Source organism: Streptomyces sp. NPDC059900 (assembly GCF_050270335.1).
Taxonomy (GTDB): domain Bacteria; phylum Actinomycetota; class Actinomycetes; order Streptomycetales; family Streptomycetaceae; genus Streptomyces.
Genome location: NZ_JBNNJZ010000348.1, coordinates 1 through 8,727, shown reverse-complemented (window position 1 = coordinate 8,727; position 8,727 = coordinate 1). Strand labels below are relative to the sequence as shown.

General features: G+C 68.9%; 8 protein-coding genes. 3 read left to right on the top strand and 5 right to left on the bottom strand.

What is annotated here, in order from left to right; translation table 11 throughout:
- Positions 1–144: 144 nt before the first annotated feature.
- Complete coding sequence (locus tag ACQKIP_RS31925) at positions 145–906, top strand: thioesterase II family protein (protein ID WP_365867290.1); 762 nt, start codon at positions 145–147, stop codon at positions 904–906.
- Here the strand turns inward: ACQKIP_RS31925 and ACQKIP_RS31920 are convergent.
- On the bottom strand, positions 881–1,609 hold the full coding sequence (locus ACQKIP_RS31920) for a TetR/AcrR family transcriptional regulator (protein ID WP_365867288.1): 729 nt from the start codon (positions 1,607–1,609) through the stop codon (positions 881–883). The genes ACQKIP_RS31925 and ACQKIP_RS31920 overlap by 26 nt on opposite strands.
- 130 nt (positions 1,610–1,739) lie before the next feature.
- Between ACQKIP_RS31920 and ACQKIP_RS31915 the strand changes: the two genes are divergently transcribed.
- Entirely contained in the window at positions 1,740–1,937 is a 198-nt protein-coding gene (locus ACQKIP_RS31915; protein WP_365867286.1) for a hypothetical protein, read from the top strand.
- Between the two features lie 257 nt (positions 1,938–2,194).
- Here the strand turns inward: ACQKIP_RS31915 and ACQKIP_RS31910 are convergent, their stop codons facing one another.
- On the bottom strand, positions 2,195–4,114 hold the full coding sequence (locus ACQKIP_RS31910) for a BTAD domain-containing putative transcriptional regulator (protein WP_365867284.1): 1,920 nt from the start codon (positions 4,112–4,114) through the stop codon (positions 2,195–2,197).
- 798 nt (positions 4,115–4,912) lie between these two features.
- Positions 4,913–5,527 (bottom strand): TetR/AcrR family transcriptional regulator, encoded by a 615-nt coding sequence (locus tag ACQKIP_RS31905; protein WP_365867282.1) that lies wholly within the window; start codon positions 5,525–5,527, stop codon positions 4,913–4,915.
- Between the two features lie 185 nt (positions 5,528–5,712).
- Between ACQKIP_RS31905 and ACQKIP_RS31900 the strand changes: the two genes are divergently transcribed.
- Positions 5,713–7,410, top strand: coding sequence for a DHA2 family efflux MFS transporter permease subunit (locus tag ACQKIP_RS31900; RefSeq protein ID WP_365867281.1), 1,698 nt, complete (start codon positions 5,713–5,715; stop codon positions 7,408–7,410).
- Between the two features lie 150 nt (positions 7,411–7,560).
- On the opposite strand, the gene ACQKIP_RS31895 is transcribed toward ACQKIP_RS31900, so the two are convergent.
- Both ACQKIP_RS31895 and ACQKIP_RS31890 read right to left on the bottom strand, forming a co-directional pair.
- On the bottom strand, positions 7,561–8,088 hold the full coding sequence (locus ACQKIP_RS31895; RefSeq protein WP_365867279.1) for a flavin reductase family protein: 528 nt from the start codon (positions 8,086–8,088) through the stop codon (positions 7,561–7,563).
- 79 nt (positions 8,089–8,167) lie between these two features.
- Complete coding sequence (locus ACQKIP_RS31890) at positions 8,168–8,380, bottom strand: acyl-CoA carboxylase subunit epsilon (protein WP_365867278.1); 213 nt, start codon at positions 8,378–8,380, stop codon at positions 8,168–8,170.
- Between the last annotated feature and the right edge of the window lie 347 nt (positions 8,381–8,727).

Here is an 8,727-nt window from a genome sequence, read left to right as displayed (position 1 = left end):
CCCGTGTCCCCCCCCAGTCTCGTCTTGCGTCCTCGCCGGCGGGGGGGGCCTCTGACCCTCCGCGCGGGGGGGGGGGGGGGGGGGGCCCCCCCCCCCCCCCCCGCCCCCGTACACCGACACGACAACGGAAAGAGGGCATCGACCATGGGCAGCAGCCACTGGATACGGCGGATGGGGATGAAGGGCCCGGGGGACATCCGCCTGGTCTGCTTTCCGCACGCGGGCGGCTCCGTCACGTTCTTCGCGGGGCTCGCGCGAGCGCTGGCGCCGGACGTCGAGGTGCTTGGCGTGCAGTACCCCGGCCGTCAGGACCGGCACAGGGAGCAGCCCGTCGAGGAGATTCCCCGGATGGCCGATGCCGTCAACGAGGAGCTGGGCGCGATCCTCTCGGACGGCCGTCCGTGTGCGTTCTTCGGTCACAGCATGGGTGCGCTCGTGGCCTTCGAGGCGGCCCTGTCCCTGCGCGGGGGCCAGCCGTCGAAAGACCTCACGCGGCTGTTCGTCTCCGGCCGTGCCGCTCCGCTTGCGGGTCCGCGGCCCGGCGACCGGCTGTCCGGGGACAAGGAGTTGCTGACCGAGCTGCACCGTCTCGGGGGTGTCGGCAAGGAGGTACTCGACGATCCGGAGATGCTTTCGATGATCATGCCGGCGGTGCGGGCCGACTACCGGGCCCTCGCGACGTACGGCATGACCCCGGGCGCCTCGCTTGACTGCCCGGTCACGGTGCTCACCGGAGAGGCGGACCCGATCGTCTCGCCGGAAGAGGCGGCGCAGTGGGAGGGCCTCACCTCGGCCCCCACCGAGGTGCGCGTCTTCCCCGGCGGCCACTTCTATCTCCAGGACCAGGTCGAGCAGGTCGCGGCGGCGGTGCGCGAGTCGCTTACTTGGTCGGGGGCTCGTACGTGAGGTTGTGCATGGTGCACAGCTCGTAGAGGTTCTCCTCGAACACCGGCTCGAGGTCGCTGTAGGCGAAGTCGAGCTGGCGGAGGATCTCCATGCACAGCAGGCCGTACAGCTTGATCCAGCTCGACAGGAACAGGTGCAGGGCCTCGGGCGGCAGCGCGGTCTTCGTCCGGGCCGAATATTCGGTCATCTGGAGCTGGATGGAGGGTGACAGGTCGTCAAAGGACGGAACGGGATAGGGAGCCTGCTTCCATACGTCCGCGAGCTGGTCGAGGAAGACGCTCTCGAACTGCTGCCCGGCCTGCTGCCGGGGGGACTCCTCGTCCGGCTTGACCGCCGACATCACGGGGCTCGCGAACATCCAGCTGAACTCGCTGGGGTGGTCGATGGCCCAGGCGCGCATGGCCCGGCACGTCATCAGCAACCGCCTGCCGGGGCGTTCGGGGGAACAGGCGTCCCGCGCCGCCAGCATCGTCGAGGTGAGCTCCTGATAAAAGTCCGTAATGATCGCTTCGACAAGGGCGTCATGACTGACGTAGTAGCGATATACAGCAGGGCCGCTCATGCCCATCTCGCGGGCCACGGCATTGACCGTCACTCCGGTCGGGCCGTGCTTGCGCAGCAACTGGCGTGCTGTAGTACGGATTTCAAGAAGTGTGGCCTGCCGGCGCCGTTTCACCCAGGGACTTGACGTTTGCTGGCCCATCGCTTCGTCCTCGCAGTCGTAGCCATTGACATGATAGCTAGCCTATGGTTTGTTATAGCTCGTAAGTTAAGTCAGTGGTTAGAATATTACTGAGTAGAACTCGTACTGTCCATAGGTCAAGGCACGAGGGATGACGATGCGGCGGAGCTTTGAGGACTGGCGGTTTGCGGCGACGGCTCTCGTCCTCGTCGCGGGAAGCGCCTGGGGCGTCTCGCGCGCGCTTTCCCTGCGGAACGCGCAAATCGCCCGGCTGATCGACGTGTTGGACGCAGCCGTGGCCGGCGGCGCCGTGAGCCAGGGAGCCTTGCAGGAGGCGCGACAGCGCTGACCCGGGCCCGGTCGCGGCGATACCCCACAGAGCCGGGCGCGCAGCCGTTCCCCCGTGCGGCTGCGCGCCCACCAACCTGCGTCCGGGCAGGGCGCCGTGCATGTCTTCATCAGCGGCACATACTTGTTCACCGGCGAGGAGACCACCCCATGGCACACGCGCACCGGCGTGGCGCGTCGGCGGTCCCCTCGTCGATGCTCAGGTGTTTCCCGGCGTGTTTCCCGGGGTGCTTCCCGGCATGTTTCCCGCAGAGACGGTCAGTTGCTGCGGCTGCCCTGGCCCGGCGCGTCGGACGTGCCGAGGTGGGCGTCCCGCAAGACGTTCCTGAGGCACAGGGCCGGAGGGTCCAGGGAGAGGGACGTGGTGAGCGACATGCCGCCGCCCCAGGCGGGCCGCCTGCGGAAGAGCTCCGGGCGTGCCGTCGTCACGACGAACACGGGTCCGCTGGCCGTCCCGCTGCACACGTTGCCCACGTAGTCCAGGAGTGTTTCGTCGGTCAGGTGCAGGTCGTCGATGGCTATCACCACCGGTCGCGGTTCCGCCGGGTCGCCGGCCGATGCCTCCGGCTCGAGGAGGCCCGCCAGTTCGGCCATGCGGGTCTCCGTGGCGTACGACCGCTCCGGCGGCTGGCAGGGCAGGGAGTACGAGAGGAACCGGGGCGGGAGCGCCTGGTCCAGGATGCGGCGCTCGAACTCCTCCAGCAGCTGGCTCTTGCCGGTGTTGGGGCCGCCCAGGATGGTGACGACGTGGGGCGTGCCGTGATGGCGCACCCGGTGCCACAGGCCGTGCAGGACGTCGAGTTCCACTTCCCGGTCGGCGGGGCCGAGTTGGGATCCGGGGAAGCGGGGGCGCTCCTCCTTGGCCTTCCACGCGTGCGGGATGTCGCCCGCGCTGTCGTAGTACACGGCGGAGGCCGTCATCTGGCGTGTCTTCCCGCAGACCAGCACCTCGCCGGGCTCGGCGTGCCGCAGCAGGAACTGGCTCTCTTCGAGCGGTTCCCCGTCGGCGGACCATCCGGTCGTGGCGCCGCCGCTCCCGCCGTACCGCACGCGTGCCTCGCCGGTCGCCACGGCGGCGTGCAGCGTCGGGCCGTGCTGTTCGCGGTCCGATCGCGGGAGCGGGTCGGAGGAGCCCTGCGCGTGGAGTTCGTCCCGGATCGCCATGGCGGCGCGTACGGCCGACCAGGCGTGGTTGCCGCCCGAGTCCAGGGCGTCGAAGATCGCCAGGTGGGTGGAGCCGAGCGAGCCGAAGACCCTGCCGTCGAACGCGGTGACCAGGCTGCGGACGCGGTCGGCGATGTCATCGCGCAGATCGTCGGCGCCGCCTGACGGTGAGTCGTCCGGCGCGGGACCGAAATCCAGGCGCAGGAGGAGCACGCTCACGACACCGCGCTCCCCGGTCGACGCCGTCGGCACCACCGACGGGGACGACGGGGGCGAGGGCTGCGCAGGGGCCGCGGCGTGCGGCGGCGCCTGTTCCACGGCGCACACCGGGTCGGGGATGCTCGCCCTCGGCTCTGCGGGGTCGCGATCGGCCGCGGTCGGAAACTCGGCGCGGTCGATGCTCTCGACGTTTTCGGCGCTCTGTGCACTCCCGACGCTCTCTGCACTGCCAACGCTCTCGGCACGCTCCACGCTCTCGATGTCCTCGGCGGACACGGAGGGTCCGGACGGGGTGAGGGCCGGCTCGTGGTTCAGGATGGCCCGCTGAAGGGACTGGAGTTCGCGCCGGGGTTCCAGGCCCAGGTTGTCGATCAGCGAGGCCCGCAGGCGGCTGTAGACCTCCAGGGCGTCGGCCTGTCGGCCACAGCGGTAGAGCGCCAGCATGAGCTGGCCGCACATGCGCTCGCGCAGCGGCTCGGACTCGACCATCGACTCCAGCGCGCCGAGCGTCGACTGGTGCCGTCCGCACTGGAGTTCAGCCTCGAAGTAGTCCTCGACCGTGTCGAGCCGGGTGTTCCCCGCGGCGGTGAGCTGGGGCCAGCGGATCCCGGCTTCCGCGAGGTCGGTGAGGGCCTGGCCCTGCCAGAGGTCCAGCGCACCCTTGAGGGTCCGCGCCGCCTTTTCCGGGAGCCCCGCGTGCAGGGCGGCCCGCCCCTCGTCGATCTGCTGGTCGAACACGTGGAGATCGACCTGTCCGGGGTCGACCCGGATCATGTATCCCGGCGTCTTCGTCACCAGGGTTCCGGACAGGGTCCCTGCGTCGTCATGAGCGGAGAATGCCCGGCGGAGACCCCAGACGGAGTTTTGCAGAATTTTGCGCGCCGTCGTCGGAGCGTCCCCTTCCGTCCACAATGCATTCAGCAGTTCGGAGGTCGGGACCACACGATTCGCATTCAGCAGCAAGTACGCCAGCGTGGCGCGCTGTTTGGTGCCGCCAAGGGCTATGGATCGTCCATCCTTGATGACTTCAAGAGGGCCAAGCATACGAAACCACATCAGGACTCCCCGCTTGCTTGCCTGAGATACGTACGGATTCAGTTGCTCTTCCCACGACAGCGCGGTGCTGCGACGGTGGGGGGCTTCGTTGGCGGCCCGTAATCGGCCGATATGCGCCGCGGACGACTTACACGGCAATCTAACGGTGGTGAGGGACTGAAACAAGACTAATAGTGTGTGCCGCTTGACCGAAAAATTGCGGATTCCGATGTTCCGCAAGTGCAGTTGCCGACGTCGCGCGCCTGACCACGCATGCTGTACGGCATACCGGTCACGGCCGGGGCCGGATCGGATCGCCGAAGACCGCGCGATTACCGGACAGTGGGCGCGTGATGTGCACCCCGTTACCCGCCCGCGGCATTTCTCCGCACGGCCATCGCATTGCAACTCGGCGTTCTTAACGCAGGCAGTCGGGGCCCGTCATTCCGAGTTACAAGAAATTCATGCACACGTATTCTTCGGAAAGCGCCGGGAATTCCTCCGGAGGTCATACGATGATGCCGCGGGACATCGCCGTGATGCCCCGCGGCACAGAACTCACCGGTCCAGAATCCTGGCCACCAACTCGGCGGCGCCGTCATACGGCATACCCGCCGCGCACAACAGGGTGACCGTGGTCGCCCGGCCCGCCTCCTCGGGGCGCACGTGCCCGTTGTTGGTGGCCTCCATCACCGAGAACAGCACCCCTTCAAGGACATAGCGCAGCCCCTCCGCCGGGAGGGGAGAAGTGAACGTCCCTTCCTCCAGGGCGCGTCGGATGAGGCCGGTACCGGCCTCATGAACGGCGCCGAGGCGGTCGCGGATGCCCTTCATCGTCAGGCTCTGCTGGGCGAGGGAGAGCAGCAGGCGGTAGCGGTCGACGACCTCCCAGACGGCGAGGAGGGAGCGGGCCAGCGCTTCGGCGGGGTCCGCGACGCCTTCGCGGCCCACGGTGTGGGCCTGCTCCACCGCCTCGATGGCCTCGCCGATGATCGCGGCGACCAGCGCCTCGCGGCTGGGGAAGTGCCCGTATACGGTGCGCCGCGCCACGCCCGCCGCGAGGGCGATCTGATGCATGGACGCGTCCGGGGCGCGGAGCAGTTCGGTGAGGCCGACGTCGAGGATGTGGCGGCGGTTGGCTTCGGCTCTGAGGCTCGACGCGTGTGGGTTCATGACTCCTAGTTGTACAGGCATGTGCAAGTACCGCTACATTGCACAGGTGTGTGCAACTTGCTGTTGCGCCGCTCTGCACCCGCCGACCGTCGGCGCACCTGCCGGCTGTCGGTGCAACCGCCCCCTGTCGGCGCGGTTGCCGCCCGGTCGGCCGCAGAGCCGGAACCAAGAACGGAGGGGGACCCATGCCGTTAATCGTCAACAAGCCGGTCGAGCGGATGAACGGGCCGTATGCCCGACGCTGGTGGGCGCTGCTGGTGCTCTGCCTGAGTCTGATGATCTCGGTCATGGCGAACACCGCCCTGACGGTTGCAGCACCGGCCATGACCCGCGATCTCGATCTGTCCAGCTCCGACCTTCAGTGGGTCATCGACGCGTACACCGTTCCGTACGCCGCGCTGATGCTGCTGCTCGGCGCGATCGGCGACAAGTACGGCCGCCGCGGTTCGCTCGTGCTCGGCCTGCTCATCATGGCCGCGGGCGGCGTGGCCGGCACCTTCGCCGACACCTCGGCCCAAGTCATCGTCGTCCGCGCGGTCATGGGCTTCGGCGCCGCCATGATCATGCCCGCGACGCTTTCGCTGCTCGCGGCGACGTTCCCGCGCGAGGAGCGGGCCAAGGCCATCACCATCTGGGCGGCCACCTCGGGCCTCTCCATCGCGGCCGGGCCGCTGATCGCCGGTGTGCTCCTCAAGGACAACGGCTGGGAGTCCACCTTCCTGATCAACGTCCCGGTGTGCGTCGTCGCGGTCCTCGCGGCGTACGTCCTTGTGCCGCCGTCCAAGGCCGGTGACCGCGGTCGGATCGACTACGGCGGCGGCGTGCTCTCCGTCATCTGGTCCGGCGCCCTGATCTACATGATCATCGACGGTCCCCACTTCGGCTGGGGCAAGTCGGCGTTCACCGCCGCGGCGATCGCCGCGCTCGGTCTGCTCCTGTTCGTCTGGTGGGAGCTGCGCCACCCGCGGCCGATCCTGGACGTGCGGAAGTTCGCCGAGCGCGCCTTCGCCGGCGCCAACCTCGCCATCGCGGTCTTCTTCCTCGCCGTGTTCGGCGTCTTCTACTACCTCACGCAGCACTTCCAGTTCGTCCTGGACTACGACCCGCTGGAGACCGGCATCCGCATGCTGCCGCTCGCCTTCGGCGTGTTCCTGGGCGCCGCGCTCACCGGCGCGCTGACGCCGCGCCTGGGCGCACGCATCATGGTGACGGTGGGCATGGTGGGCGGTACGACGGCCCTCGCGCTGCTCATCGGCGTCGACGGGAGTTCCACGTACTCGGACTTCGTGGCGCCGCTGGCGCTGCTCGGCCTCTCCCTGGGCCTGGCCGTCTCCCCCTGCACGGACACCATCATGGGCGCCTTCCCCGAGTCGGAACTCGGCGTCGGCGGCGCCGTGAACGACACCTCGCTCGAACTCGGCGGATCACTCGGCATCGCCGTGCTCGGCTCGGCGCTCGCCTCCTCGTACGCGTCGAACCTCACCGACGAGACCGAGGGGAGCAAGGTGCCGCCGGAGGCCCTTGAGGCCGCGAAGGACTCGGTGGGCGCGGGCAACGCGGTGGCACAGTCCTTCCAGGAGAAGGCACAGCAACTCACCGAGCAGGCCGCGCAGGCCGGTTCGCCCGCCGAGGCCGCCCAGCTCAAGCAGCAGGCCGCGGAGATCACGCAGGGCTCGGCCCAGATGGCCGACGCGGTCGGCTCCGCCTTCTCCGACGCGGTCTCCCAGACCAGCCTGATCGGCGCAATCACCCTAGGCGCGGGCGCCCTGATCGTCGCTGCACTCATGCCCCGCAAATCCGCCGAGCCGCAGCCCCCCGCTGAGGAGGAACACCACCGCACCGAGCCCCGGCAGGAGCCGGTACCCACGAGGGCGGGCCGCTGAGCCAACTGCGCGTTACTGCAGGCGAGTTGCTTCACACTCCCCCGCGGTCGCGCTCCCGCTTCAACCGCTTGTGCCCCCGAGCTGTCATCTCAGCTCGGGGGCACAAGCGTGGCCGTATTCTGCGAGGCCGTCTTCCGCGGCGCCCTCCGTCTACGGGACCGCGTGCAGGGCGCCGCGGTGGAAGACGATGGATGTGGTGGCCGCCGTGGTGTCCATGCCGGTCACCCGGGCCAGGGCGAAGTGGTGGTCGCCCAGTTTGCGGATTTCCTCGACCCGGCAGTCGATCCATGCGGCGATGCCCGGCAGCAAGGGGTTGCCCAGCGGGGACTTCTGCAGCGGGAGGCCGGCGAACTTGTCCCTGCCGCTGGTCGCGAAACGGGTGCACAGCTCCTGCTGGTCGCCCGCGAGGACGTTGACGGTGAAGGTGTCCGAGTTCCGCATCTCCGGCCAGCTGGAGGACTTCTCGTCGACGAAGATCCCGATGAGCGGCGGATCCAGGGACACCGACACGAACGACCCCACGGTCAGCCCCGCCGGCCTGCCCCCCGCTGTCGCCGTGACCACGGTGACGGACGTCGGGACCTCGCGCAGCACACTGCGGAGTGTCGCCGAGCTGACGGGCATCTCTACGTCTACGTCTACGTCTGCGTGACGGCGGGCGGGCGAAGTCGTGCCCATGCTGACCTCCCGGTCGAGTCATCCTCTGTCAGACCCTGGCATCCGGACCTGGAGAGCCAGTCATCGTCAACTGGTGCGATCAGCGCCAGCTGTGCGGGGCGCGGAAGCCGGGCTCGCGCTCAAGGCGGCGCCAGCCGGCGCGGGATTGTGTGCGGCGGGACTGAGTCGGGCCCGGCGCGGCGGCGCGGGCCAGCAGGATCACGGCGATGGCCGCGAGTTCCTCGGGTTCGGCGTGCCCCCTCTCTACGCGCAGCATCTGGCGGGCGTCGGACGCAGGAGTCGAAGTGGTCATGGGAGAGGTTCCTCTGGTGTGTGAGGGATGGAGGGTGCTTGGGCATGTGTGCCGGGACATGCGCGTCTCGGGAACATGTATGTGCCGGACGCGTTCGTGCCGGGACATGTCCGGGCCGGGTCATGTCCGTATCGGGACATGCTCGTTCCCGGACATGCGCGCGCCGGGACACCTACGTGGCGCGGCATGTCTTGCGGCACATGTCATGTGCGGCCGGGGTGTGTGTCTCTGATGACCGCTGAGTTACCGCAGGGATTACTGCGGGGGGTTGCCGTGCTTGCGGGACGGCAGGTCTGCGTGCTTGTTGGCGAGCATCGCCAGGGAGCTGATGAGGACCTCGCGGGTGG

Coding starts and splice junctions, on each gene's coding strand:
- ACQKIP_RS31925 (WP_365867290.1), top strand. CDS start 145: ATGGGCAGCAGCCACTGGATACGGCGGATGGGGATGAAGGGCCCGGGG.
- ACQKIP_RS31920 (WP_365867288.1), bottom strand. CDS start 1,609: ATGGGCCAGCAAACGTCAAGTCCCTGGGTGAAACGGCGCCGGCAGGCC.
- ACQKIP_RS31915 (WP_365867286.1), top strand. CDS start 1,740: ATGACGATGCGGCGGAGCTTTGAGGACTGGCGGTTTGCGGCGACGGCT.
- ACQKIP_RS31905 (WP_365867282.1), bottom strand. CDS start 5,527: ATGAACCCACACGCGTCGAGCCTCAGAGCCGAAGCCAACCGCCGCCAC.
- ACQKIP_RS31900 (WP_365867281.1), top strand. CDS start 5,713: ATGCCGTTAATCGTCAACAAGCCGGTCGAGCGGATGAACGGGCCGTAT.
- ACQKIP_RS31895 (WP_365867279.1), bottom strand. CDS start 8,088: ATGGGCACGACTTCGCCCGCCCGCCGTCACGCAGACGTAGACGTAGAC.
- ACQKIP_RS31890 (WP_365867278.1), bottom strand. CDS start 8,380: ATGACCACTTCGACTCCTGCGTCCGACGCCCGCCAGATGCTGCGCGTA.